Below are 26,996 nucleotides of genomic sequence, written 5' to 3'. Positions count from 1 at the left end.
AAGGTGGCAGCTTTTCATCCATAGAGGAATTATGCGAATGGAAAATGTGTGGATATGGCTTACAATATTTCAGAAAAACTACAGGATAATATCAGGGCGATCCGAATCGCCCTGAGCCATAAAGACGGAAAGGAACTAAGCCAGGATGAAGTCTCGAACCTGAAAAAATTCTCAGGTTTTGGAGGGATCAAAGCTATCCTATACCCTTATGGTACGCAGGAAGAATGGTCAGCTAATGGGGCTACCAAAGAAGACCTGAAACACCATGCAGGTATTATGGAGCTTCATGACCTGCTAAAGGAAAACTATACCAAAATTCAATATAGGAATATCATTTCTTCTTTGCGCAATAGTGTGCTGACCGCCTTTTATACCCCGCAGGTAGTTCCAGAAACTTTATATACTGTCCTAAAAAATCAAACCCTGCAACCCAAACGATTGTACGAGCCTTCGGCAGGTTCCGGTGTTTTTATCAGTGAAGCTGTAAAGGCTTTTCCTGAATTGGAACAAATCACTGCTGTAGAGAAAGATATCCTTTCCGGGCTAGTACTTTCCACAATCAACAGTACACTACCTGTTCCGACAGAAACCCATATCACCGGTTTTGAAGAAACCCCGGTCACCGAAAATTCCAGCTATGACCTGATGGTCAGCAATATCCCGTTCGGCAATTTTTCGGTATATGATGAGACCTATCCCGATAAAGCACTCTCCGGAAAAATACACAATTACTTTTTTGCCAAAGGACTGGACAAACTGGCTGATGGCGGTCTCATGGCTTATATTACTACGGATGCTTTCTTAAACAGCCCGTCCAATCAAAAAGCGAGGGAATACCTATTTGGCAAAGCGGATTTTATAAGCCTGTCCGTTATGCCCGACAACCTGATGAAGGATACCGGCAATACCGAAGCTCCCAATCATCTGCTGATTGTTCAAAAGAATGCAACAAAAGAGACCCTATCCGAAGAAGAAGCCTTACTGATGACTACCGTACCATTAGAAAATGAATACGGAACCTACCATAGCAATAGCTATATCCAACAACATCGGGATATCATTACGGGCAACACCATCCAACCGGGTAAAAATCAATACGGACAGGCACACGAAACCGTATGGCAACAAGGCGACCTCAATGCCATTCGTGAAAAACTCGGACAGACTCTTACCGAAGATTTTAATACCCGTTTAAATCGGGAGCGTTATTTCCAAAGTCAATCCCTACCAATAGAAAAACAGGAATTTGATGGCAGGAAGCTCACCTATCTTCCGATGCCCGAAAATAAAGCAGAAACCGTTTCAGTACAGTTAGGGCTTTTTGATACCGCTCCGGCAGAACAGATTAACCGTGCCATAGCCTATATAAACTCTTTGGATGCAACCGTGGTTCGAAAAGAAAGTGCACGGATGATCAGTACCATTCGTACTACTAACAAGCCTATGCACGAGAGTATTGTACTCCTGGCAGCCAAACAACAAAAATCCAATCGCTACCTATATAAACTGTATTCCAACGTCAAGGAGATTGATCATTTCTCTGCCAATTGGATGGATGCACGCTTATTGGGGCATGAACTGCAAAACCTGTCCGAGGAGTTACAAGGGTTTGGCCATGCGTTTACTTACGAAGGCGACCAAACCTTAGAAGGGATATTTCAATTAAACGGGCAGGCAGCACGTCCCTTTACCAATATACACCCCTTTCATAAAGAAGGTACACTGATCGTTTATCAGGGAAAAGTGGGTACACTTTCCGAAATCGATGGTGATTTTAAAAATGCGGTGTTCCAACCATTAGGTCTGCAAGCCGATAAACTTTTCTATGAACAGTATACCAGCCTTCGGGATCACTACCTGGAAATCTCCGAAAAAGAAAACACAGGAACTTCGGTTCCCCAAACCGAACGGGATGAGTTGAACCAGCGTTATGACCAGTTTATTTCCCAATACGGGCAGTTAAACAGCCAAGGTAACCGTAGACGCATATTTGAAGATACCGCTTTCGGTTTGACCATGTTGTCCTCTTTAGAACGCAGGGAAGGTGAACGCTTTGTCAAGTCCGATATGCTGACCGGTACTGCTCAGACATCCACAAAACGTTTTGTCACCGATGACCCGATTGAAGCCCTGGCACATAGCCTGAACGATACCGGAAAGGTGGATATTGGGTTTATTGGTACGGCCATGGGGTTGGAAGAACCGGAAACCATCGCCCGTTTGGGCGAACATATTTATTTAAACCCGGTAAGTAATCATTGGGAGACCGCAGATCAGTTCCTGAGCGGTAACGTAGTGGAAAAATTACAACAGGCAAAACAACAAGTAGGTGATGAAAATGATACCCCGCAAGTACAACGAAGCCTGACCGCTTTGGAAAAAGTTCAACCCGAACGCATCCCTTTCGAGCTATTGGATTTTAACCTGGGCGAACGCTGGATTCCCGTGAGCTATTACGAACGTTTTGCAGCAGAACTTTTCGAACAACATACGGATATCAACTATTTCCCTTCACTGGATGCCTTTAAGGTAACTACCGGGATGAATACCAAAGTAGCCCGGGAATTTGCGGTTACCCCGAAAAGCGGACGGACTACCTACGGCTATACCTTACTGGAACATGCCCTGGAAAACACAACCCCGTTCTTTACCTATGAGGTATCCGTTGGGGATGGCAAAAGCATACGGGTTCCCGATAATGAAGCCATACAACTGGCACACCAAAAGATCGACCAGATACGAAATGGCTTTATAGACTGGCTCAAGGAACTGCCGGATACCGATAAAAAGCATATCGAAAACCTGTATAACGATACTTTCAATTGTTATGTACTACGGGAATTTGACGGTAGTCACCTGAACTTTCCCGGACTGAACAAAAAGGCTTTGGGCATTGAAGATTTGTACAGCAGTCAGAAAAATGCCGCCTGGCGCATCATCCAAAACAGGGGCGCACTTATCGATCACGAAGTAGGATTGGGAAAAACCCTTACCATGATCGTTTCCGCACAGGAAATGAAACGTCTCGGTATTGTCCAAAAACCGATGATCCTTGCCCTGAAAGCTAATGTCAACCAAATTGCGGAAACCTATCGCAAAGCCTATCCTAATGCCCGAATATTGTCCCCGGGGCAAAATGATTTTACCCCGGCTAAAAGGCTACGCTTATTCCATGAAATCAAAAACAACAACTGGGATTGTATTATCCTTACCCATGACCAGTTCGGTAAAATACCACAGTCCCCGGAAATGCAGCAACAGATCTTCCAAATAGAACTGGATCATATCGAACGTGACCTGAATACCGTCAGGGAGTTGGGCGGGGCGATTTCCAAAAAGATGCTCAAAGGGCTGGAAATCCGCAAGAACAATCTGGAAGGAAAATTAAAAACGGTACTCAAGGATATTGAAGAAAAGAAGGATACCGGTATCAACTTTAAGGAAATGGGTGTTGACCATTTGTTTGTGGACGAATCCCATAAATTCAAAAACCTGACCTTCACCACCCGCCATAACCGTGTGGCCGGACTGGGCAATATGGCAGGTAGCCAAAAGGCGCTAAATATGCTTTTTGCCGTGCGCACCTTGCAGGAGCGTTTCCATTCCGACCTCTGTGTGACCTTCTTATCGGGTACACCGATTTCCAACAGCCTGACGGAAATGTACCTGCTTTTTAAATACCTGCGCCCCAAAGAAATGGAACGCCAGCGCATTGAGAATTTTGACGGCTGGGCAGCGGTATTTGCACGTAAAACCACCGACTTTGAGTTTAGTGTGACCAATGAGATTATTGCGAAAGAACGCTTCCGTCATTTTATCAAAGTTCCTGAAATGGCTTTGTTCTATAACGAGATTACCGATTACAAAACCGCCAAACACATCAACCTGGATAAACCGGAACTCAGGGAAACCCTGGTCAATATTCCGCCTACACCGCAGCAATCGATGTTTATTAAAAACCTGATGCAATTCGCCAAGACCGGGAATGGAGAACTGATCGGGCGTGGCAGGCTAACCCCGGAAGAAGATAAAGGGCGAATGCTTATTGCAACCAACTATGCCAAGAAAATGGCAGCCGATATGCGATTGGTAGATGATTGGAAATACGGAGACCATCCGGATAACAAGGTGAATACCGCCGCAAGAAAGATTGCTGAAATTTATAATAATACCCAAACCCATAAAGGTACGCAGATTGTCTTTTCGGATATCGGAACTCCCAAACCGGATCGGTTTAATATTTATGATACCCTGAAGGAAAAACTGGTGAGGGATTTCCATATCCCTGTCTCAGAAGTCACTTTTATCCACGACTGGACGGATCGCAAGAAACCGGAACTCTTCCGTAAAATGAATCGGGGTGAAATCCGCATCCTGCTAGGAAGTACCGAAAAAGCGGGAACCGGTTTGAATGTACAGGAGCGTGTGGTGGCGATGCATCACCTGGATATTCCCTGGAAGCCTTCGGAACTGGAACAACGTAATGGCCGTGGGGCAAGACAGGGTAACCGAATCGCCAAAGAACATTACGGCAATCAGGTACAGAATTTTGTCTATGCCGTGGAGCAATCATTGGACAACTACAAATTCAACCTGCTTAAAAACAAACAGACGTTCATTTCCCAAATGAAGAACAGCGAACTAAATGTCCGTACCATTGATGAAGGGGCTGTGGATGAAAAAAGCGGTATGAACTTCTCCGAATACATTGCCATTCTTTCCGGGGATACCTCCCTTTTGGAGAAAAGCAAACTGGAAAAGAAAGTGGCGGTGATGGAAAGCCTGAAGCATTCCCACTTTAGGGAGCTCACCCGTCATAAATACCAGTTGGAAAAACTGCAAAACGATCAGGCTTCTACTGAAAAAACACTCGGAAAGCTCTCTAACGATGCAGCCGTGTATAAAGACCGTCTCCAGATGACCAAAGAAGGTACAAAAGCCAACCCCATTCAATTGGACGGAATAGCTGGTAGGGACAGTGAAGCTATTGGTAAACATATTATCCGGTTGTATCAAAACTGGAAGCCAAAAGCCGGGCAGCACGAAGAAAAAATTGGCAACCTGTACGGTTTTCAGTTATACATCCGCAGGCAACAGGAAGCCTACGAAGAAAACGGATTGTTCGAATACCGGTATTCCAATAGCTTTTATGCACAAAGGGAAAGTGAGGGGATTAAATATACCTACAATAACGGTTTACCCAATACGGATAATCCGAAACTGGCAGCACGGCATTTTTTAAATGCCATTGACCGGGTAGAACATCTCAAAGAGCGGTATAAGCGGAACCTTTCCGATCTGAAGACAGAACTTCCCAAGATTGAAAAACTGACTACCAAACCTTTTACAAAAGAAAGCGAGCTGCGGGAGCTGAAAACGGAACTAGCTAACCTGGAACGGCAGATCGCTATTAAAATTCAGGAAAACCAGTTAAAAAAGCACCAACCCAATGAACCGGATGAAAAACAAGCCCCGGTTATCAAACTCGGGGAACATCAAACCAACGGTCATACCATCAAAGAAACCGTGGTAGCTACTTCGGCATCAGAACGTCCCCGTAGCAGGATGCGATTGTAACATTAAAAAAAGAAACGTATGGGAAATAGTGTATATCAGGTCAATAAAGGAATTAACCGCAGTATCGAATTTAAGGGATTAAAAGCCCAATATATCTGGTATTTGGGGGGCGGTGTGGTGGGATTACTCATCGTATTTGCCATCATGTATATCATCGGCCTGCCCACACTGGTATGCATCGGTGTTATTCTCGGCTCAGGCACCTTGCTGGTGATGAAGATCTACCGGATGAGCCATCAATACGGGGAACACGGACTTATGAAAACCCTGGCACGAAAACAGGTTCCCAAAGCGATCCGTTCCAGAAGCCGCAGGGCTTTTTTAAAACGATAAAAAAATTAAATAATAACTCGGTAAATACTATAAGAATGGAAAAAATGTTGGAGGATCTATTACCGATTATGGATGTGGAACACGACTGCATCCTGAGCAAACAAGGCGATGTCACCGTCGTGTTTAAAGCAGACCTGCCGGAGATCTTTACCCTTTCCGATCAGGAATATGAAGCTTTTCATCAGGCCTGGGTAAAAGCCATTAAGGTATTGCCCAAATTCAGCATACTGCATAAGCAGGATTGGTTTTTGCAAACCGGGCATCAACCTGATTTCGCAAAAGCGGATACCAGCTTTTTAAGCTGGGCAAGTGAGCGGTTTTTTAATGAACGCCCCTTTCTGGATCATAGCTGTTATATCCTGCTGACCAAAAAACCGGCTCACCGCAAAACGGCAACTTCTGCCTATTCCAGCCTACTACGCAGAAGCATCGTACCGGAAGAAACCTTGAACCCCTCTTTGTTACAGGATTTTCTGGACAGTACCGGTCAGTTCAAGCGTATTATGGAAGACAGCGGTTTTGTAAAACTGACCCGGTTACGGGAAAGTGAACTTTGGAGCGGTAAACGCACCACGGGCATTATTGAAAAGTACTGCTACCTGTCCGAGCGCAATGACCAGTATCTTATGGGAGACCTCAATTTCCTGGATGGCTTACAGGTGGGCTCCAAGCATTGCCAGCTTTACACCTTGGGGGATGCTGCCGACCTTCCGGCACTTTGCGGTAGCCGGATCAATTACGATAAGTACAGTACGGACAAAACCAAATTCAGTATCGGTTTTGCCTCTACGCTAGGTCAATTACTGCCCTTTAACCATATTTACAATCAGTACCTCTTTATCGAGGATGCCCAGAAGACGATCACTAAACTGGAATCCAAAAGGCTACGGTTGCAATCCCTGTCCGCTTATAGCAGGGAAAATATGATTGCGCGTGATGCGACCAATGATTTTTTAAATGAAGCCATCAGTCAGCAACGCCTTCCGGTAAAAGCCCATTTTAATGTACTGGTATGGACGGAAGATAAGGAAGAACTCAAAGACCTGAAAAACAAAGTATCCTCCGCACTGGCGCAAATGGATGCGGTAGCCAAACAAGAAACCATCGGTGCCCCCCAGATATTTTGGGCAGGCATTCCCGGCAATGCCGCTGACTTTCCCATGAATGATACCTTCGACACCTTTGCCGAGCAGGCGACCTGTTTTCTGAACCTGGAAACGGGCTACCGTACTTCCTTAAGTCCTGTAGGGATTCGTCTGGGAGATCGGATGACGGGCAAACCCGTGCATGTGGACATTAGTGATGAACCCATGAAAATGGGGATTTGTACCAACCGGAACAAGTTTATACTGGGTCCCTCCGGAAGTGGAAAATCCTTTTTTACCAATCATATGGTACGCAGCTATTACGAGCAGGGAACCCATATTGTACTGGTGGATGTGGGACATAGCTATAAAGGCTTGTGTGATATGGTCGACGGCTACTATTTCACCTATAGTGAAGAAAACCCGATCCGTTTCAACCCCTTTTTTATTGGGGAGGGTGACCACCTGGACACGGAAAAAAAGGAAAGTATCAAAACACTGCTGCTCGCCCTTTGGAAAAAGGATGATGAAGCCTTTAAACGCAGTGAGTATGTAGCGCTTTCCAATGCCATTACAGGATACTACCGGCATCTTGAGGAGAATCCATCGGTATTTCCTTGCTTCAATAGCTTTTATGAATTCCTGCGGGATAAGTATATAGTGGTACTTCAACAGGATCGTGTAAAAGACCGGGATTTTGATATGGATAATTTCCTGTATGTACTCCGCCCGTATTACCAGGGCGGGGAATTCGATTACCTGCTCAATGCTACGGAAAACCTGAACCTTTTACAGGAGCGCTTTATCGTATTCGAACTGGACAATATCAAAGATCATCCCATCCTCTTCCCGGTAGTGACCATCATTATCATGGAAGTCTTTATCAACAAGATGCGCAAAATGAAAGGCATCCGTAAGATGATCTTAATTGAAGAAGCATGGAAAGCCCTGATGAAAGAAGGTTTTGCGGAATACATCAAATACCTCTTTAAAACGGTACGGAAATTCTTTGGGGAGGCTATCGTGGTGACCCAGGAAGTAGAGGATATTATTTCTTCCCCGGTGGTCAAGCAGGCGATCATCAATAACAGCGATTGTAAAATACTGCTCGATCAGAGCAAGTATCAGAACAAATTTGACCAGATACAGGAACTCTTAGGATTGACGGAGAAAGAAAAAGCCCTCGTGTTATCGGTCAATAAAGCCAATGACCCTGCCCGAAAATACAAAGAGGTATTTATCAGTTTGGGTGGAATGCTTAGCAAGGTGTACCGCACTGAAGTAAGCGTGGAAGAATATCTGGCGTATACCACTGAGCAGACTGAAAAGGTAAAACTGATGGAATATGCGGCAAAATTTAGCGGGGACATCCGCAAGGGCATTGCCGCAATGGCAGAAGATCTAAAACTTAAAAAATGATGAACCATGAAAAAATATGCAAGAATGTTACTGCTAGCCCTTTGTATCTCCTTTACGGTACTACCGATACAACGGACGAATGCCACCCCGATAGCCATACTGGAAATCATCAAAGCAGGCATTAAAAAAGTAATTAAAGCGGTGGATTTAAAAATCCAGCGTTTACAGAACAAGACCATCTGGTTACAGAACGCCCAGAAAACATTGGAAAACACACTTTCCAAACTCAAACTGGATGAGATTTCCGAGTGGACGGAAAAACAAAAAGAACAATACCGAGAATACTATGAAGAGCTGGCTAAGGTAAAGGCGATTATTTCTTATTACCAGCGCATCCGGGATATTACCCAAAAACAGGTTCGGCTGGTCAATGAATACCAAAATGCCTGGCAGCTCATTCAGCAGGATGACCACTTTACCTCGGATGAGATTGAATATATGTCAGAGGTGTACTCCGGTATCTTAGAAGAAAGCCTGAACAACATCGACCAGATCTCCCTGATTGTTCAATCTTTTACTACCACGATGAGTGATGCCAAAAGGTTAGAAATCATCAACAATGCAGCCGATCAGGTCGATGCCAATTATGATGACCTGATGCGATTTAATCAGCAAAATGTATTGCTGAGCCTTTCCCGGGCAAAGACTTCCGTTGAAGTGCAAACCGTGAAAAAATTATATGGACTTCCTCAATAACACGAACTATGAGAAAGATAATTTTAATAGGATTCATGCTATTTATGGCAGCAGGAACCGTCCACGCACAGACTTTTTCGGAGTGGTTCCGCCAGAAAAAAACACAGAAGAAATACCTGCTTCAGCAGATTGCAGCTTTACAGGTATATATCGGATATGCCCAAAAAGGTTATCGTATTGCCAAAGAAGGTTTGACCACCATCGGCGGGTTTACCAAAGGGGAATTTGACCTGCACAGTGATTTTATAAACTCCTTGAGTACAGTCAACCCTGAAATCAGAAACTATGCAAAGGTAGCAGATATCATCGCCCTTCAAACACGCATTGTACAGGATTACGGGCAAACCTACGGACAACTTGACAATAGCGATGCTTTTACCGAAGCAGAACTCAACTATATCGGGCGGGTTTTTACCAGGCTCTTGGAGGATTGTGAACAAGCACTGGATGAACTTATTGCAATAACCACGGATGCCGAGTTGCAAATGGAAGATAATGAGCGCATGGAGCGTATCAACAAGCTCTACTTACGGATGCAAGACAATTATACCTTCTCCCAAAGTTTCGGCAATGAAGCCAAGGTCATGGCAGCCGCTCGGATCAGGGAATACCATGAAGTACAATACGGCAAAACACTCAGGAACCTTCAAAACGAAAACCCATGAAAAAAATAGGAATATTTACAGGACTTGTGATCTGCGGGCTCTTCTGCTCTTTCAGGGCATCAGCGCAATCCGCAGAGATACAACAGCTCTTGCTCAATGTAGAAAAACTGACCCAATTCAAACAGATATTGAGCGACATGAAAAAAGGCTATCAGATATTGGAAGGGGGTTACAATACCATCAAGGATATATCAGAAGGGAACTTCAGCCTGCACAAAGCTTTTTTGGACGGGCTGATGGAAGTAAGCCCCACCGTTGGCAATTACAAACATGTGGGCGATATTGTGAATTATCAGATAATACTGGTCAGGGAATATCGGAATGCGTATGACCGGTTTCAAAGTGACGGGAATTTCAATCCGCAGGAACTGGCGTATCTCGGACGGGTGTATGACAACCTCTTTGATGAAAGCCTGCGTAACCTCGATGAATTATTGGTCATCATTACGGCAGGTAAAGCCCGTATGAGTGATGATGAGCGCTTACAGGCTATTGATCGGATCTATGCCGATATGCAGGACAAACTAATGTTCCTCAGATACTTTAACAATAATACGACCATTCTTGCGGTGCAAAGAGCAAAAGAAAGAAATGATGCCCGGACCATTCGCAATAGCTATGGGATAAATAACTAAAAATCAATAGTATGGATACGTATAGAAAAACCGCCTGGGTGGCGGTCACAGGATTGCTATTGCCTTTTATGGGCAGTGCACAGGGAATTTCCGGTGAGATGAACGGCTTGCATAGCGTATTGGAACAACTTTACGATGAAATGATGCCACTGTGCAGTCAGCTTATTGGCGTGGGACAGGCACTGGCGGGATTTGCCGCCATGTGGTATATCGCCTCCAGGGTCTGGGGACATTTATCAAGAGCCGAACCTATCGACTTTTATCCGCTTTTCCGTCCGTTTGTCATCGGGTTTTGTGTACTGATATTCCCTTCCGTTTTGGGACTGATCAACGGGATCATGAAACCGACGGTGACCGCTACCGCTTCGATGGTGGAAGGCTCCGACAGGGCAATTACGGTACTCTTGGAAAAGAAAGAAGAAGCCATCAAAAAAACGGATGTATGGCAGATGTATGTAGGTGAAAGCGGTGATGGCGACCGGGATAGGTGGTATAAATACACCCATGATAACGCCAGCCCTTCCGATGAAGGCTTTTTTGAAGGGATTGGCAACGACATCAAGTTTGCCATGTCCAAGGCTTCTTACAATTTCCGCAATTCGGTCAAGGAATGGATGAGTGAAGTACTGCGGGTACTCTTTGAAGCCGCAGCCTTATGTATTGATACGCTACGCACCTTTCAGTTAGTAGTACTTGCCATATTGGGGCCGCTGGTATTTGGGATTGCCGTCTTTGACGGGTTCCAGCATACCCTGACCGTTTGGATTGCCCGTTATATCAATATTTTTCTTTGGCTTCCGGTAGCCAATATTTTCGGGAGCATTATTGGAAAAATCCAGGAGAAAATGCTGGAAATGGACATTGCCCAGGTAGAGGATTACGGCGATACTTTTTTCAGCCGGACGGATATGGCGTATCTGGTCTTTATGATCATTGGTATTGTGGGATACTTTACTGTGCCTTCGGTAGCCAATTACATCGTCCATGCGGGAGGTGGCGGTGCTTTGGGACAGAAAGTCACCAGTATCTTCAGTAGTTCCTCCAGAGCGGTTATGGGGGCAGCCACAGGCGGAGCCAGCATGGCGGCGGATGCCATGGGCAATGCTGCCAGCCGTATTTCCCAAAGTATGGCCAGCAATGGTACTACCAATCCTTATTTCAAGGATGGCAATTCGGATGGCGGTGGCTCCGGCTATATGAATGACAAACTCAAAGGCAATTCTTAATCAAAAAAAATAGGAATCATGTTTAAAAAAATGAAAAATATCGATACGGCTTTTCGGCATATCCGGGGATTTACCATGCTTATTATTATAGGCTCGGTGCTACTATCCTGCTTTGCCCTGTATAAGAGTTTCAGTCTGGTATCGGAGATGCAGGACAGGATTTACATTCTTGCCAATGGCAAGGCACTCGAAGCCTATTCCGCCGGGCGTAAGGACAATATCCCTGTGGAAGCACGGGATCATGTGAAAACCTTCCACCAATTGTTCTTTACCCTTGACCCGGATGATAAAGCAATCGAAATGAATATCACCAAAGCTTTATACTTGGCGGATGGCAGTGCTAAACGAATTTATGATGACCTGAAGGAGAACGGGTATTATGCCGGGCTTATTTCCGGAAATGTGAACCAGACCATCCATGTGGATAGCGTGGCGGTGGACATCAATGAATACCCTTATAGATTTCGGTGCTATGCTACCCAGCGTATCGTCCGTCCCACCAGTATCACTACCCGCAGCCTGATTACCGAAGGGGCGTTGCGTAATGTGTCCCGCAGTGATAACAATCCGCATGGTTTTCTGATTGAACGCTGGGCAACCATCGCCAACAAGGATTTGAAAACGACCGCCAGGCGGTATTAAGTCCATAATGGACATTTATTCAAAATTGATACAAACAAAGTCAATGGAGTGGCTTATAAAATTTTGTACAGATGAAACAAAACGTAAAACAGAAAAAAGAGGTTCCTAAAAACGGACTGTTAATATTGGGATTACTTGCCTTATATAAATGGCTACAAAAGGCATGGGCACAATGGATGTCGAATAAGACAAAGAGTATTTCAAAGCGGGCAGTAACCATAGCGCTGGTCGTTTTTGTAAGCCTCACCAGCGGTTACTGTATCTATCTCGGGGTACACGCCATCACAGGGAAAAGTAAGGGCAATGCCTTTACGGTAACTCCAATTAAACGTCCCCGGCATCTTACGGAATCCGGAGCTAAAGCATCACCGCTCCCTCCGGTATCCAAACAGGAGTATAGGCGCATCCAAAAGTTCCAGTGGTATATGGATAGCCTTGCCCGAAGTCCAACGGGCAGAAAACTGTATGACAGTATTATAGCAACCCGTCCGGGACTGATGGATTCAGTTCGCTATATCGAAAAAGAATATCAAAACTTTAAAAATCAATGATCATGGAAAAACAGGTAATAACACAGAAAATGAAAAGACAGCGCAAGTTCCTATTGGTATTGCCGCTACTCGTACTTCCTTTCACAACCCTAATCTTTTGGGTATTGGGAGGTGGACAGGTGCAGGAACTACAGGCACAGGAAACTCCACAGAACGGATTTAACCTTCATCTGCCGGAAGCAAAACTGACCGATGATAAGCAAATGGATAAGATGAGCTATTACAACCGGGCAGAACAGGATTCGGCAAAATTCAGGGAACTCCGTAAAAATGATCCAAATTATAAAAACAGTGTGATTTCGGATACGGATGTTGTTTTGTCCCAGCAGGAAGTAAAACCGGGTCAAGTATCTTCCGGTGGACTGAAAACTTCCCTCTACGGAAGTGGTCAGGGCAACGATCCGAATACGGATAAAATTTATAAAAAGTTGGAAGCTTTAAACAGGGAATTGAACAAGCCGGTGGAACGAACCCGGCTTCCTGAAGATTCCCCGAAACAGGAAACAAAAACCAATTATGGAAATACCTCCGTAAGTTCCAGTGATGTGGACAGGCTGGAAGAAATGATGCACACCATGACCCAGCCGGAAGTACCTGACCCGGAACTGGAACAGCTCAACAGTATGCTGGAAAAGATTCTGGATGTACAGCATCCGGAGCGGGTTCAGGAAAAACTAAAACAACTATCGGAGGCTCGCAGGGAACAATTGTATGAAGTATCCACTGCACAGAAAGATGATAGTATTTCCCTGATGCATACCGGACACTTTGTTACACCTACGGCAAATGGATTTTATTCCCTGGACGATGACCAAATTACTGAACAACCGGAAAATGCCATACAGGCGGTTATTCACGAATCACAGACCATAGTGAACGGATCTACCGTAAAGCTTCGCCTGGTCAATGATGTATTCATTAATGGGGTGCATATCCAAAAAGACAACTTTGTGTTTGGGATCGCTTCCCTTAGCGGAGAAAGGCTGCATATCAAGATCAACAGTATTAGAAGTGGTAATTCCCTCTTCCCGGTAGAACTCTCCGTGTACGATATGGATGGGTTGGACGGAATTTATATTCCCGGTGCCATTACCCGGGATGTCGCCAAACAATCGGCTGACCGCTCCATGCAAAACATTGGATTGACTTCCCTTGATCCTTCCTGGCAGGCACAGGCCGCAGGTGCCGGTATAGAAACGGCTAAATCACTATTCAGCAAAAAAGTAAAACTGATAAAAGTAACCCTGAAAGCAGGCTATCAGGTATTGCTCCGTGATGAAAAACAAAAACAAATCAATAAGTAATAACCATTTAAAATTCCATAAAGATGAAAAAGATAAATGCACGTATGGTAATGGGATTTTTCCTATTCCTTTTCGGGTTGAATGTAAATGCTCAAAGCATCACTAAACTTCCACCCAAATCTATCGCTCCCTATCCTTTGGAGATTACCTATTTCAAAACGACCAATATTATATTTCCAAGTGCCATTGTGGGTGTGGACAGGGGCAGTAAAGATGTGTTGGCACAAAAAGCCAAAGGGGCTGCCAATATTCTACAGCTCAAAGCAGCAAGGGACAGTTTCCCGGAGACCAACCTAACGGTAATTACCGCAGACGGAAAATTAAATTCCTTTGTGATTAACTATACCCCCAAGCCGTCCGTGTTGAATGTTTCCATGAAGGAAAGGGATAACAAAAACAGTATTTTCCTTTCACCCGGATTGGTTAACAAGGCTGAAGTCACTACCTATGCTACACACGCCTTATATTCCAAATACAAAGGGCGTAAGGTAAAGCATCGCAAATATGGTATCCGCTTCGGATTGAACGGGATATTCATTCGGGACAACCTGATGTACCTGCGGTTAACCATTACCAACACATCCAATATCAGTTATGATATTGACCAATTACGCTTTTTTATCCGTGACCAGAAAAAAGCGAAAAGGACAGCTTCACAGGAAATCGAGATTACCCCGGTACACATCCAAAACAAGGTGACAAAAATTGACGGCCGGTCTTCACAGACCTTGGTGGTTGCGGTTCCCAAGTTTACCATTCCCGATAAGAAATACCTCGCCATTCAATTGTTTGAAGCAAACGGCGGAAGGCATATCGAGCTCAGTGTAAAAAACAGGACGATTATTAAAGCGGCAGTACTTCCCAAATTGCAAATCAACAGGAAATACACCTATCAATAACTTTTAAATCAATTATCATGAATCAGAAGAATTTAGAATACCTGAAAGATCAGATTAAATATACCGGTTTCGGGGAAGGTTTTGAAGCTCCCTTAAAGCGAATGATGGAAATAGAAAAACCAGCCTTTAAGCTGGTACATGAAACGCAATTCGGTACCGATAAGGTGGAAGCCAGAATGAATTTTAGCAAGTCCAAGCAAACGGATATGTATTTCTTTAACTCCTATCAGGTGAGTGTACAAAAGGAAAATAATCCTGATGAGGCTATGAAACAGACCTTTTATATCAACAAAGGCAATAACATCACCCTGAAAGAAGCCTACAACTTAATGGAAGGCCGGTCGGTCAATAAGGATCTGACCAACAAGGAAGGACAACTGTACAATGCATGGTTACAGATGGATTTTAAACAGAGTGATGACAATGGAAATTTCAAAATACAGCAGTACCATCAAAACTATGGGTACGATCTGGAAGCAACACTCGCTAAACATCCCATTAAAGAGCTGGAGAATGAAACCTATAAATCCAATCTGGTCGATTCCCTGAAAAAGGGAAACCTGCAATCGGCAACTTTTCAAAAGGAAGGTTCGGAGCAGAAACAGTACATCGAGGCGAATCCCCGGTTTAAGACCATCAATATCTATGACAGCAATATGCAACGGGTGGATAATCGTAAGTCCAAGACGGAAAAACAATCGCAAGCACAAAGCCGCTCTGCTAAACAGGAGCATAAAGGTCAGCAGCAGCCGATTGCCGATGAGGCTCCGGACATACCAAAGGCTAAGAAGAAAAGAAAGAGACCCACCATAACCTAAATGATATGGAACAGCTAAAGCCTTTATCTGACTTTTTTACGGCTATTGAGCAGGATGGCCGTATCAGCATTACACATATAGGGATATATGCTGCCCTGTTGGAGTACAGGGCAAAGATGGGCAATAGCAATCCGATAGTGGCATTTAGTTATGACATTATGAAGATTGCAAAAATATCATCTGCCATGACGTATCATAAATGTGTAAAGGATCTCAATGCCTACGGGTATATACGGTATGAACCCTCATTTAATAAAAACAAGGGAAGTAAAATCTACTTTCCCGGAAGCGATGGGTAAAATGAATTAATTTTTCGGTACAAAGCCCTTCGGGGCTTTTGCTGTTTTAAAGCGGAGATGTAAGATGGAAAATGAAGTAAAGAGAATTCCGCCGGAAAAAGCAATAGCACTATTGAAAGAAGACGGTATAGAAGTAACAACGGAACAGGTGAAAGTCATCCTGGACTTTATGTATGAGATCGCGGATATTGTTGTAGATCAGTATCTGGCAAAACCTGCCTGAATTTCGTATATTTATAAACGGAATCAGGCTGTTAAATAGAACAACCTTAAAACGTGGGAGAGATGAAAATTGCAGATTTATACATACGGGTAAGCACGGATGAACAGGCCGATAAGGGATACTCACAACGGGATCAGGAAGAGCGTTTGCGCAAGTATTGTGAGATCAACCATATTCGGGTACGGAAAGTGATTTATGAGGATCATTCGGCAAAAACCTTTAAACGTCCTTCCTGGACAAAACTGTTGGGCATCCTTCGTAAAACCAAAGGGCAGTCCGATTTGATATTATTTACCAAATGGGACAGGTTCAGCCGGAATGCGGGAGATGCTTATCAGATGATCGGTACGTTGAGAAGATTGGGGGTAGAACCGCAGGCAGTGGAGCAACCACTCGATTTATCCATTCCTGAAAATAAAATGATGCTCGCTTTTTATCTGGCTGCTCCTGAAGTGGAGAATGACAGAAGGGCATTGAATGTATTTCATGGGATGCGCAGGGCTAAAAAAGAAGGGCGCTGGATGGGAACAGCTCCTATTGGATACGTCAATAAAACCAATGAAAGTGGTAAAAAATATATTGCCCCAAGGGAAGTTCAGAGCGATATTATGAAATGGGCATTCAAAGAGTTGGCAAAAAATATGTTCAGTACCGAGCAGGTATGGAAAATGGCAAAGGAAAAGGGGCTGAAATGCAGTAAGAATAATTTCTGGACTGCTATCCGTAATCCTATGTATTGCGGTAAAATATTTATTCCTAAATACAAAGATGAAGAAAGTCAACTGGTGATGGGGCAACACGAACCCTTGATATCTGAAGCTTTGTTCTATGATGTTCAGGATGTGCTCGACGGTCGTAAAAAAATAATGCGGACTAAAATAAAAGTAGATAACCGCTATCCCTTACGCGGTTTTGTCGTTTGTCCAGACTGCAGGCGTATGTTAACTAGTAGTAAATCCAAAGGGCGTTCCAAATATTACTATTACTACCATTGCTCCGGTGGCTGTAAATTCAGACAAAAAGCGGAGTATATGAACGATAGGATGGTTTCTGAAATCGAGAAATATGTGTATTCCATCCCTAGGCTCAACCTATTTAAAGAAGTCATTACTTCCGTATATAAATCAAAAACCAGAGACAGGATCGGAAATATACAGCAGTTGAAAATCCGTTTACAGGATGAAAATAATAAACTGAGTAAAGCCAGGGAACTGCTTTTATGTGGTGATATTGAAGCGGATGATTACCGAATTATGAAAGCGGATGCCGATAAAAAAATAAACAGGCTGGAAGCCAAACTCACAAGTTCGATTACAGACACGCAAAACGTGGAACCCCTGTGGGATAAGGCTATCAGCAATCTATCCAAGCTTAATATTCTCTATCAATCTGGGAATACTATACAGAAAAGAAAGATCATTGGTTCGGTCTTTCCTGAAAATCTGACTTTTGACGGATTTGAATATCGAACCACCCGAGTTAATGAAGCAATCAAGTATATCACACTGATAAACAAAGACTTAAAAGGAAATAAAAAAGGGACAAATTCATCATTTTTGAATTTGTCCCATCAAGTGACCCCGGAGGGATTCAAACCCCCAACCCTCAGAGCCGAAATCTGATGCGCTATTCAGTTGCGCCACGGGGCCGTTCACAATATTTCCTTTAAAAATTCCCTACCTGAACCAGATTTCAAATACTTCTCGTATGTTCTGGCTTCTGGTCGAGAATTGAACTCTTTGGTAAAAACCAATTCCCAGGGAACAAAACCTTTGGTCGATCTATTTTCTCCCTGATTATGTTGTTTCAATCTCTTGGTCACATCCTGCGTCAAACCTTTGTAAAGCCGACCATCTTTCAAACTGCGCAAAACGTAAACGTAAAACATTTTATTGACCTTTTAGTTTCCGAAACCTGCCTGCCGGCAGGCAGGTCTGATGCGCTATTCAGTTGCGCCACGGGGCCGTTCACAATATTTCCTTTAAAAATTCTCTACCTGCACCAGATTTCAAATACTTCTCGTATGTTCTGGCTTCTGGTCGAGAATTGAACTCTTTGGTAAAAACCAATTCCCAGGGAACAAAACCTTTGGTCGATCTATTTTCTCCCTGATTATGTTGTTTCAATCTCTTGGTCACATCCTGCGTCAAACCTTTGTAAAGCCGACCATCTTTCAAACTGCGCAAAACGTAAACGTAAAACATTTTATTGACCTTTTAGTTTCCGAAACCTGCCTGCCGGCAGGCAGGTCTGATGCGCTATTCAGTTGCGCCACGGGGCCGTTCACAATATTTCCTTTAAAAATTCTCTACCTGCACCAGATTTCAAATACTTCTCGTATGTTCTGGCTTCTGGTCGAGAATTGAACTCTTTGGTAAAAACCAATTCCCAGGGAACAAAACCTTTGGTAGATCTATTTTCTCCCTGATTATGTTGTTTCAATCTCTTATCTACGTCTTGCGTCAAACCTTTGTAAAGCCGACCATCTTTCAAACTCCGCAAAACGTAAACATAAAACATTCATTTGACCTTTTAGTTTCCGAAACCTGCCTGCCGGCAGGCAGGTCTGATGCGCTATTCAGTTGCGCCACGGGGCCGTTCACAATATTTCCTTTAAAAATTCTCTACCTGCACCAGATTTCAAATACTTCTCGTATGTTCTGGCTTCTGGTCGAGAATTGAACTCTTTGGTAAAAACCAATTCCCAGGGAACAAAACCTTTGGTAGATCTATTTTCTCCCTGATTATGTTGTTTCAATCTCTTATCTACGTCTTGCGTCAAACCTTTGTAAAGCCGACCATCTTTCAAACTCCGCAAAACGTAAACATAAAACATTCATTTGACCTTTTAGTTTCCGAAACCTGCCTGCCGGCAGGCAGGTCTGATGCGCTATTCAGTTGCGCCACGGGGCCGTTTTTCCGACTTCGTCGGAAAAAATATTTTAGTTGCTAAGCTTTTGCTTTACAATTACAGAAATGGTCTTCCCATCTGCTTTACCAGCAAGTTCCTGAGAGGCAACTCCCATTACCTTACCCATATCTTTCATTCCGTCAGCACCAGTTTTAGCAATAATTTCTTCAACTTTTGCTGCAACTTCAGCTTCACTCAATTGCTCTGGTAAAAACTGAGAAATAACTTCAGCTTGCTGCTCTTCTGGGTCAGCTAAATCTTCTCTATTTTGCTCTCTATAAACCTGCGCGCTGTCTTTACGCTGCTTTACTAACTTCTGAACAATTTTTAATTCCTGCTCTTCAGTTAAATCCTGATGACTGTTTTCTGTTTTTGCTAAAAGAATAGCACTTTTTACTGCTCTTAAAGCTTCTAAAGCTGCTGAATCTTTTGCTTTCATCGCAGCTTTCATCTGAGTCATTACGTCTTTTTCTAAGCTCATCGTAATAAATTTGAAGTGCGAAGATAAAATTTTAAAATCGAAAAAACCACTTAAAATTCTTTCAAAAATAGCTAATTTGAAACTCTAACAAACTACCAGTTTATTATGCATTTAAATATGAAAAGAATCTTGTTTGGCGCTGTGCTATTCCTTTACCTGCAAGTTTCTGCACAGCAACATTTTACCGACAGTATTTATAAACCTAAAGCTCGAAAAACACTTACTTATGCTGAAAAAGACGGCCAGGAACTTTACTTAGACGTTTACGAACCTGATAATTCATTTAAAAACCGACCCGTTTTTATTTTTATGCATGGCGGTGGTTTCGGCTTTGGAAGTCCACGTAACGACCATGAGGTAAAATTGGCTAAAATTGCGGCAAGTTATGGCTATGTTGCCGTTCAAATCTCTTATCGTTTAACCCGAAAAGACCAGTCTTTTGGTTGTGATTTTGAAGCTGAAGGAAAGATAAAAACTTTTAAATTGGCAGCTGAAGATTTTCTGGATGCCGTGAACTTTATGATCAGTAAGAAAGAAGAATTCAAAATAGATACTGAAAAGATTATTATTGGCGGAAGTAGCGCGGGAGCTGAAGCTGTTTTAAGTGCAGCATTTAATCGTGATCTGCTCTTTAAAGATGCTTCAAAATACGAGAATCTTAAATTTAAGGGCATTTTATCTTTGGCCGGGGCGATTGTCGATAAACGCTATATTAATAAAGAAAACGCTGTCCCTACTGTATTTTTCCATGGAACAGCAGATAATCTGGTTCCTTATGCTACAGCACCTCATCATTTTTGTGATAAAGCTGAACCCGGCTATCTAATTTTAGATGGTTCCCGAAGTTTAGCCGATAAACTGAAGAAACTCGACACTTCTTATATGCTAAACACTTTTCCTGAAGCAGGACACGAAATTTCAGGAATTCCTTTTGATCATCTACAGATAGTTTTTCAATATTTTGATGATGTCTTTTTAAAAGGCGAAAATCAACAAATTGAGCATACTTTTTAAAAGCGAAATACCTTATTAAAAAACAAAAAAACCGATGATTAGATCATCGGTTTTTTTCGGAAATTATAATCAAATTGGTTAGGATCGATTATGTTTTTATTACACCTAAGCTTATTCTTTTAGTGTAAATGTATTTTCAAATTCAGCATCAGAGCTTCCTGCAATAAAGAAATCAAATTCTCCTGGCTCAGCTACATGTTCTAAACTGCTGTTATAAAATTTTAGATCTTCTGCGCTTACTTCAAAAGTTACGGTCTTAGATTCGCCTTTTTTCAGCATAATTTTTTCAAAACCTATTAGCTGTTTCATTGGCGGCGTGATGCTTCTCACTTTATCATGAATATAAAGCTGAACTACTTCTTCACCATCGTAATCACCGGTATTGGTAATTGTTGCGCTTAAAGTGATCGTTCCATCCATTGTTAATTCATCTGCACTGGCTTTTACGTCACTATACTCAAAATCGGTATAACTTAAACCATATCCAAAAGGATATAATGGTGAATTTGGAGTGTCTAAAAATTCTGACTTAAATTTCTCGAATCCTGGCTGTGAACCTGGTCTTCCTGTTCTTTTCATTGAATAATAAACCGGAACCTGACCAACATTTCTTGGCCATGATGCCGTAATTTTTCCTGAAGGATTATAATCTCCAAAAATAACATCGGCAATTGCATTTCCTGCTTCTACACCTGGGTGCCAAACCTGAAGAATATCAAGATTCATTTCAGATTCTTCTGAAATATTCAAAGGACGACCACTCATTAAAACCAAGGCCATCGGCTTACCGATTTTGGCCAATTCTCGGATCATTTTTTTCTGACTTTCAGGAATCAATAAATTGGTTCTACTAGCAGCTTCGCCACTCATTTCAGTCGCTTCTCCAACAACCGCCACAATCACATCAGATTTTTTAGCCACTTTTATCGCTTCTTCCAACATTTTTTCAGGAGAAGTCTCGCTAATTTCAGCACGAGGACCAAAAACATTAATATTTTCAGCTAATTGTGCATCGTTCGTAATATTTGCTCCCTGTGCGTAGCTTACTTTTGCTTTTGGCGCTACATTTTTTATTCCTTCTAAAACCGGAACAGAAAGTTGTGGATCTCCCGTTGGCGCCCAGGTTCCTAACATATTATTTTTGTTATTGGCTAATGGACCAATAAGAGCAATTTTCGCATCTTTTTTAAGTGGAAAAACTCCGGCATCTTTTTTCAGCAATACAAAAGAATGCGCCGCTACTTTTCGTGAAAAAGCTCTATTTTCTTCAGAAAGGATATCTTTTTCTGGTCGGCTTTCATCTAAATATTTATAAGGATCTTCAAAAAGACCAAGCTTATATTTCGCTTCTAAGATTCGGCGTGCAGCGGTGGTAATTTCTTCTTCGGTTACTTTTCCTTCATCTAAAGATTTTTTCAGCGTTTGTAAAAAACCTTCTCCTACCATATCCATATCCAACCCGGCTTTTAAAGCTAATGCTGAAACCGCCTGAAGATCTCCCATTCCGTGAGCGATCATTTCATTTAATGAAGTATAATCTGAAGTTACAAAACCATCAAATCCCCACTGGTCACGAAGCAGATCTGTTAGCAGCCATTTATTTCCGGTTGCCGGCACACCATCTACATCGTTAAAAGAGCTCATCACACTTCCTGCACCAGCATCGATCGCCGCTTTATAAGGAGGTAAATATTCATTGAACATTTTTACTCTACTCATATCGGTCGTATTATAATCACGACCTGCTTCTGAAGCTCCGTATAAAGCAAAATGTTTTACCGTAGCGATCATCGTATTTTCTTTAGTAAGATCGTCTCCCTGGTAACCTTCTACCATTGCTTTTGCGATTTGAGAACCTAAATAAGGATCTTCACCGGCACCTTCAGCAATTCTTCCCCATCGCGGATCGCGAGCGATATCTACCATCGGTGAGAAATTCCAGTTGATACCATCTGCCGTAGCTTCCTGAGCTGCAATTTCAGCAGTTCTTTTGATCATTTCTAAATCCCAACTTGCTGCAGTTCCTAACGGAATAGGAAAGGTGGTTTTATAACCATGAATCACATCTGATCCGATTAGCAACGGAATTCCCAATCGGGTATCATTCACGGCATAATCTTGTGCAATTTTAATTTTATCGGGACCGGCAACACCAAATAGTCCGCCTACTTCGCCGTCTTTAATTTTTTGTTGCACATTATCACTTACCACCGCACCGGTAGCAACACCGCCACCGGGATTAAGTAGGTTAAGCTGACCTATCTTTTCTTCGATGGTCATCTCAGCTAAGATCTCATCGACCTTTGCATCCATTTTAGATTCATCAGTTTGCGCTTGTAGGTTTTTTGTTGGGGCAAAAAAGCATCCTGTAATTAGCGAAAATGTGATTAAACTTTTCTTTATCATGTAATTCTATTTAGGGTTGTACTAACAATTATTCTATAGGTTTGCCACGCATTCTTTCGAAATTTCTGTAGGCATTTTCTATACTTTTTTCTGAAGCTTTTTCAAATTCCTTTTCAGTTACATTATAATATTGCTGAACAGAATCCAGTTTTTGCTTCATCATTTCAATTTCTTCCTGATACTCTGGATTATCGATCAGGTTATTTTTTTCTTTTGGATCCTCCTGAAGATCATAGAATTCCCAGGCATCATTATCATCATAAAAATGCATGATCTTATAACGATCGGTTTTAATTCCGTAGTGACGTTTTACCATGTGAAAAGCCGGCCAATCGTAATAATGATAATAGATCGCATCACGATCCAGCTCTTCTTTTTGGCCAAAAACCACATCTTTAAATGAGATTCCCTGCATATCTTCTGGAATTTCGATACCGGCCATATCTAAAAATGTTGGGGCAAAATCGAGATTTTGAGTCATAGCATTTACTTCAGATTGCTGCGGAATTTTCCCCGGAAGCTGCATTAGCAACGGCATTCTAAATGAAGGCTCATACATAAATCGCTTATCAAACCATCCATTTTCACCCAGATAAAAACCCTGATCTGAAGTATAAACCACCAGCGTATTTTCATCTAATCCCTGAGATTCCAGGTAATCTAATATTCTACCCACACCTTCGTCTACTGAAGCTATGGTTGCCATATAATCCCTTAAATAACGCTGCCCTTTGTACCTGGCAAGATCTTCACCATGCAAATCCTTTTCCCAAAAAGCATCATTTTCGGGGCGGTAAGCTGCATTCCATTGTTTACGCTGCTCGGCCGTCATACGATCAATATCGTCTGTCCAGGGATTGCTTGCCAATTCATCTGTTCCTTTAGCCTTACTTATTTTAAGGTCATGACCTTCGTACATATCTTCGTAAATAGTCATCAACTGTTCTTCAGCAGCTTCCTGATCTTCGAAATCTGGGAAATATGAATCTGGCAAAGGAAATTGAACCGAATCATATTTGTTGACATGACGCAAAGCAGGCATCCAGTTACGATGCGGCGCTTTGTGTTGCACCATTAAGAAAAACGGCTTCGACGTATCTCTTTGTTTTAACCAATCTAACGAGTAATCTGTAATAAGATCTGTTGCGTAACCTTCAACTCTGGCAGTATCCTTTTCAGTAATAAAATCGGGATTATAATATTTCCCCTGGTCTTCTAGAATTTTCCAGTAATCAAATCCGGTTGGTTTTCCAGACAAATGCCACTTCCCGATAACCGCAGTTTGATACCCATTATTTCTGAAGATCTTGGGCATGGTTTGCTGCGAATTATCAAACTGCTCCCCATTCATTCTAAAGCCATTTTCATGACTATGTTTCCCGGTTAAGATCACCGCTCTACTTGGTCCACAAAGCGAATTTGTGTTATAATTCTGGCGAAATATCGCTCCGTTTTTAGCTAATCGATCAATATTAGGCGTTGGCGCCAGTTTCCCTATTTCACTTCCGTAGGCACTAATCGCTTTTACCGCATGATCATCTGCCATTATAAAGACGATATTAGGCTTTTTAGAAGCAGATTTTTCTTCAGCAGCACTTCCCTTTTCTTCTTTACAGGAAAAAAAGCTGATCAAAAAAACGAAATACAGGAATCTAAGTTTCATTATTTTTCTTTTTTCTGACTTAGTAACCAATCGTATAATTCAGGATTATTATAGGTTTCTGTCCAACTATTGTGATTTGCAAAAGGATAGATCGTGTATTTTACATCCTGATTTCCAGATTGCTTTAACGCCATCACCATTTTGTTACTGTTCTCTGGCAAAACAACATCGTCCATAGCTCCATGAAAAACCCAAATAGGCATATTTTGAAGATGTTGCGCGTTGCGATAAATTGGCCTGTAGATCGCGCCACAAACCGGAGCCATTGCAGCAAACAATTCTGGATATTTGCCGCCTGTAGCCCAAACGCCATAACCGCCCATACTTAAACCTGTTAAGTAAACACGACTTGGATCGATTCGTTCTTCTTTGATAATTTTTTTTACCAAAGCAGCTACTTCATCTGGCTGCCAATAGGTTTCAGCAGGACATTGCGGCGCTAGCATTACCGCATTAATCTCATTTCCCTCTTTTAAATACTGAAAAGGCCCATTTACTTTCACCTTCTGAAGATCTGTACCTCGTTCGCCTGCACCATGTAGAAAAACAATCAATGGATAATCTTCTTTAGATTTTTTATAAGCTTCAGGTTTGTACAGCAGATATCCCATATCTACTGGAATCTCTACTTTTTCTTTAAACTGATTTTCTGAAATACCCGCAGTTTGAGCTTCCGCAGTAATTCCGAAGAAAATAAATAATCCTAGTAATGCGATATTCGATAATTTCATCATCAATTTTTTATCGGGTAAACTCAAGTTTTTCTAATCCTTGCTGAACTTCAGGAGCACTCATAAATAGATCCCAAATAAGTCCGCTTCGATAATTCTCGATCATCACCATCATTGGTCCCTGGTCGATCGCTAAATATCTTTCAGCAACCCAATCGCCACCATCTAAGCTGAAGGCATCGTAAAAACCGGCAGGTCCCCAAAGCAAATCGTTTTGATCTTCGTAAAAATATCTTATCGCTCTTAAGCTTTCTTCCGGAGTATAAGGAATAGAACTTACGGCAGCGGTTGGAGAAACTACTCCGTGATCATCATCTGGCGAATGTGCCGCGTAACCTACGCTACCATCTTCATTTTTAGTATAACTTGCGGTTAATCCCCAGCTATTCTCACTGTAAGTTTTATAATTATTAGGGTTTTCCTGCGCATACTCATAATTGATCTTGCTGTGGTTTACGTTTAGATCCCAATAATTGGCGTAACGATCGCTAAGTCCTTTTGGATTTAAACCTAAATATGAATAATGCGCCCAAAACAACGGGCCTGCTTTATCGCCAACGGTATTGAATTTTAATATTAGCGGAATTCCGTATGCTTTTTTATCGGTTGTGATATTCCCGCTTCTTGCCCAACCATCGTGGTAAACGGCAGGTTTGATCGCATGATCTGGAGAACTTGCAGCCATTACGTAAGTAATAAGACATTCGTTATAACCTTCAATCATAAAATTCTTCTGGAACTCATAATTTGGTGACCAGTGCCAAAAAATTCCGTTTTTATTATTGGTGTACCAATCCCACTCAATATTCTGCCATAATTTATCGAATTTGGCTGCAACAGCTTTTTCCTCTTCATTTCCATCTTGCAAATACTGGCGCACAACAATAAATCCCTGCGCTAAAAACGAAGTTTCTACAATATCGCCTCCGTTATCCTTACTATCTGAACCAAATTCCTGTGTTCCGGCGGTTCTTCCGTTTATCCAGTGTGGGAAAGCACCATGATATTTTGGTGTTTTTTCTAAAAATGTGGCAATTTTATCTAAGCGTTGTACGGCTTCTTCTCGCGGAATAAATCCTCTTTCGATCCCAGCAACAATAGCCATTAATCCAAATCCAGATCCTCCTGTGGTTACAATATCCGGATCGTTATTTGGATAATCTCCGTTAGGATGATATCGTTCTCTGGCCATCCCGCTATTAGGTTCAGCGAAATCCCAGAAATATTTTAAAGTTTGCTTCTGAACGGTGTCCAGTAAAGCCTCTTCACTCAGTTTAGTTGAATCCTGAGCAGTTTCTTTTGTTGTTTCTTCTGATTTGTTTTTTGAAGCATCATTGCATGCGGTGAATGCAAAGCCTATAAACAGAAGATATATAAGGTGTTTATTTAGATTCATCGGTTAAGCTTAAAATAAGAAA

General features: G+C 42.3%; 25 protein-coding genes and 1 tRNA gene. 16 read left to right on the top strand and 10 right to left on the bottom strand.

Annotated features, from left to right (window positions below):
• Window positions 1–54: 54 nt before the first annotated feature.
• The 15 genes from IIF7_RS00595 (at window position 55) to IIF7_RS00530 (ending at window position 17,994) form a co-directional block, all read left to right on the top strand.
• Complete coding sequence (locus IIF7_RS00595; protein WP_245801458.1) at window positions 55–5,577, top strand: helicase-related protein; 5,523 nt, start codon at window positions 55–57, stop codon at window positions 5,575–5,577.
• 18 nt (window positions 5,578–5,595) lie between these two features.
• Window positions 5,596–5,910, top strand: coding sequence for a DUF4133 domain-containing protein (locus IIF7_RS00590; RefSeq protein ID WP_084839762.1), 315 nt, complete (start codon window positions 5,596–5,598; stop codon window positions 5,908–5,910).
• A gap of 35 nt (window positions 5,911–5,945) precedes the next feature.
• Entirely contained in the window at window positions 5,946–8,414 is a 2,469-nt protein-coding gene (locus IIF7_RS00585) for a TraG family conjugative transposon ATPase (RefSeq protein ID WP_084839761.1), read from the top strand.
• Window positions 8,415–8,420: 6 nt separating this feature from the next.
• Window positions 8,421–9,110, top strand: coding sequence for a conjugal transfer protein TraI (locus IIF7_RS00580; RefSeq protein WP_084839760.1), 690 nt, complete (start codon window positions 8,421–8,423; stop codon window positions 9,108–9,110).
• Window positions 9,111–9,118: 8 nt separating this feature from the next.
• A complete protein-coding gene (locus IIF7_RS00575; RefSeq protein WP_245801457.1) occupies window positions 9,119–9,775 on the top strand; it encodes a hypothetical protein in 657 nt (218 codons plus the stop codon).
• Window positions 9,772–10,410 carry a tellurite resistance TerB family protein gene (locus tag IIF7_RS00570; protein WP_084839759.1) on the top strand — a complete coding sequence of 213 codons (639 nt, stop codon included), beginning with the start codon at window positions 9,772–9,774 and terminating at the stop codon, window positions 10,408–10,410. The genes IIF7_RS00575 and IIF7_RS00570 overlap by 4 nt, the downstream gene beginning before the upstream one ends.
• Before the next feature lie 11 nt (window positions 10,411–10,421).
• Entirely contained in the window at window positions 10,422–11,636 is a 1,215-nt protein-coding gene (gene traJ / locus IIF7_RS00565; protein WP_084839758.1) for a conjugative transposon protein TraJ, read from the top strand.
• Between the two features lie 30 nt (window positions 11,637–11,666).
• Window positions 11,667–12,278 (top strand): conjugative transposon protein TraK, encoded by a 612-nt coding sequence (traK, locus tag IIF7_RS00560; protein ID WP_245801456.1) that lies wholly within the window; start codon window positions 11,667–11,669, stop codon window positions 12,276–12,278.
• Window positions 12,279–12,349: 71 nt separating this feature from the next.
• A complete protein-coding gene (locus IIF7_RS00555; RefSeq protein WP_084839756.1) occupies window positions 12,350–12,829 on the top strand; it encodes a hypothetical protein in 480 nt (159 codons plus the stop codon).
• 2 nt (window positions 12,830–12,831) lie between these two features.
• Window positions 12,832–14,133 carry a conjugative transposon protein TraM gene (traM, locus tag IIF7_RS00550; RefSeq protein ID WP_084839755.1) on the top strand — a complete coding sequence of 434 codons (1,302 nt, stop codon included), beginning with the start codon at window positions 12,832–12,834 and terminating at the stop codon, window positions 14,131–14,133.
• A gap of 23 nt (window positions 14,134–14,156) precedes the next feature.
• Window positions 14,157–15,032, top strand: a complete 876-nt coding sequence (gene traN / locus IIF7_RS00545; protein ID WP_084839754.1) for a conjugative transposon protein TraN — start codon at window positions 14,157–14,159, stop codon at window positions 15,030–15,032.
• A gap of 17 nt (window positions 15,033–15,049) precedes the next feature.
• On the top strand, window positions 15,050–15,850 hold the full coding sequence (locus IIF7_RS00540; protein ID WP_084839753.1) for a hypothetical protein: 801 nt from the start codon (window positions 15,050–15,052) through the stop codon (window positions 15,848–15,850).
• A 5-nt stretch (window positions 15,851–15,855) separates the two neighbouring features.
• A complete protein-coding gene (locus IIF7_RS00535) occupies window positions 15,856–16,149 on the top strand; it encodes a hypothetical protein (RefSeq protein WP_084839752.1) in 294 nt (97 codons plus the stop codon).
• A 64-nt stretch (window positions 16,150–16,213) separates the two neighbouring features.
• Window positions 16,214–16,372, top strand: coding sequence for a hypothetical protein (locus tag IIF7_RS20775; RefSeq protein ID WP_176218875.1), 159 nt, complete (start codon window positions 16,214–16,216; stop codon window positions 16,370–16,372).
• 62 nt (window positions 16,373–16,434) lie between these two features.
• Window positions 16,435–17,994 (top strand): recombinase family protein, encoded by a 1,560-nt coding sequence (locus IIF7_RS00530; protein ID WP_084840048.1) that lies wholly within the window; start codon window positions 16,435–16,437, stop codon window positions 17,992–17,994.
• Here IIF7_RS00530 and IIF7_RS00525 read toward each other — a convergent pair.
• From IIF7_RS00525 to IIF7_RS00500, 6 genes are all read right to left on the bottom strand, one after another.
• Window positions 17,948–18,021, bottom strand: a tRNA-Arg gene (locus IIF7_RS00525). The genes IIF7_RS00530 and IIF7_RS00525 overlap by 47 nt on opposite strands.
• A gap of 2 nt (window positions 18,022–18,023) precedes the next feature.
• Window positions 18,024–18,260 carry a GIY-YIG nuclease family protein gene (locus IIF7_RS00520; RefSeq protein ID WP_084839751.1) on the bottom strand — a complete coding sequence of 79 codons (237 nt, stop codon included), beginning with the start codon at window positions 18,258–18,260 and terminating at the stop codon, window positions 18,024–18,026.
• 79 nt (window positions 18,261–18,339) lie between these two features.
• A complete protein-coding gene (locus tag IIF7_RS00515; protein WP_084839750.1) occupies window positions 18,340–18,576 on the bottom strand; it encodes a GIY-YIG nuclease family protein in 237 nt (78 codons plus the stop codon).
• A gap of 79 nt (window positions 18,577–18,655) precedes the next feature.
• Window positions 18,656–18,892, bottom strand: coding sequence for a GIY-YIG nuclease family protein (locus IIF7_RS00510; protein WP_084839749.1), 237 nt, complete (start codon window positions 18,890–18,892; stop codon window positions 18,656–18,658).
• A gap of 79 nt (window positions 18,893–18,971) precedes the next feature.
• Window positions 18,972–19,208: a GIY-YIG nuclease family protein gene (locus tag IIF7_RS00505; RefSeq protein WP_084839749.1), complete on the bottom strand. Its 237-nt coding sequence runs from the start codon at window positions 19,206–19,208 to the stop codon at window positions 18,972–18,974.
• A gap of 106 nt (window positions 19,209–19,314) precedes the next feature.
• On the bottom strand, window positions 19,315–19,764 hold the full coding sequence (locus IIF7_RS00500) for a GatB/YqeY domain-containing protein (RefSeq protein ID WP_084839748.1): 450 nt from the start codon (window positions 19,762–19,764) through the stop codon (window positions 19,315–19,317).
• Between the two features lie 117 nt (window positions 19,765–19,881).
• Here IIF7_RS00500 and IIF7_RS00495 point away from each other — a divergent pair, with 117 nt between their 5' ends.
• The gene (locus IIF7_RS00495; protein WP_084840047.1) at window positions 19,882–20,778 is read left to right on the top strand and encodes an alpha/beta hydrolase; all 897 of its coding nucleotides are present in this window, start codon (window positions 19,882–19,884) and stop codon (window positions 20,776–20,778) included.
• Window positions 20,779–20,889: 111 nt separating this feature from the next.
• On the opposite strand, the gene bglX is transcribed toward IIF7_RS00495, so the two are convergent.
• From bglX to IIF7_RS00475, 4 genes are read right to left on the bottom strand one after another with little or no spacing between them, the layout of a single operon-like run.
• Complete coding sequence (gene bglX / locus IIF7_RS00490) at window positions 20,890–23,184, bottom strand: beta-glucosidase BglX (protein ID WP_084839747.1); 2,295 nt, start codon at window positions 23,182–23,184, stop codon at window positions 20,890–20,892.
• A 28-nt stretch (window positions 23,185–23,212) separates the two neighbouring features.
• The gene (locus tag IIF7_RS00485; protein ID WP_084839746.1) at window positions 23,213–24,847 is read right to left on the bottom strand and encodes a sulfatase family protein; all 1,635 of its coding nucleotides are present in this window, start codon (window positions 24,845–24,847) and stop codon (window positions 23,213–23,215) included.
• Window positions 24,847–25,581 carry a carboxylesterase family protein gene (locus IIF7_RS00480; protein ID WP_245801455.1) on the bottom strand — a complete coding sequence of 245 codons (735 nt, stop codon included), beginning with the start codon at window positions 25,579–25,581 and terminating at the stop codon, window positions 24,847–24,849. The genes IIF7_RS00485 and IIF7_RS00480 overlap by 1 nt, the downstream gene beginning before the upstream one ends.
• Before the next feature lie 7 nt (window positions 25,582–25,588).
• Window positions 25,589–26,974: a glucoamylase family protein gene (locus IIF7_RS00475; RefSeq protein WP_084839744.1), complete on the bottom strand. Its 1,386-nt coding sequence runs from the start codon at window positions 26,972–26,974 to the stop codon at window positions 25,589–25,591.
• Window positions 26,975–26,996 lie beyond the last annotated feature (22 nt).

It is taken from the genome of Zunongwangia atlantica 22II14-10F7 (assembly GCF_002094855.1).
Lineage (GTDB): Bacteria > Bacteroidota > Bacteroidia > Flavobacteriales > Flavobacteriaceae > Zunongwangia > Zunongwangia atlantica.
Note: the sequence above shows the minus strand (reverse complement) of the source record. Positions and strands in the feature narration are given on the sequence as shown.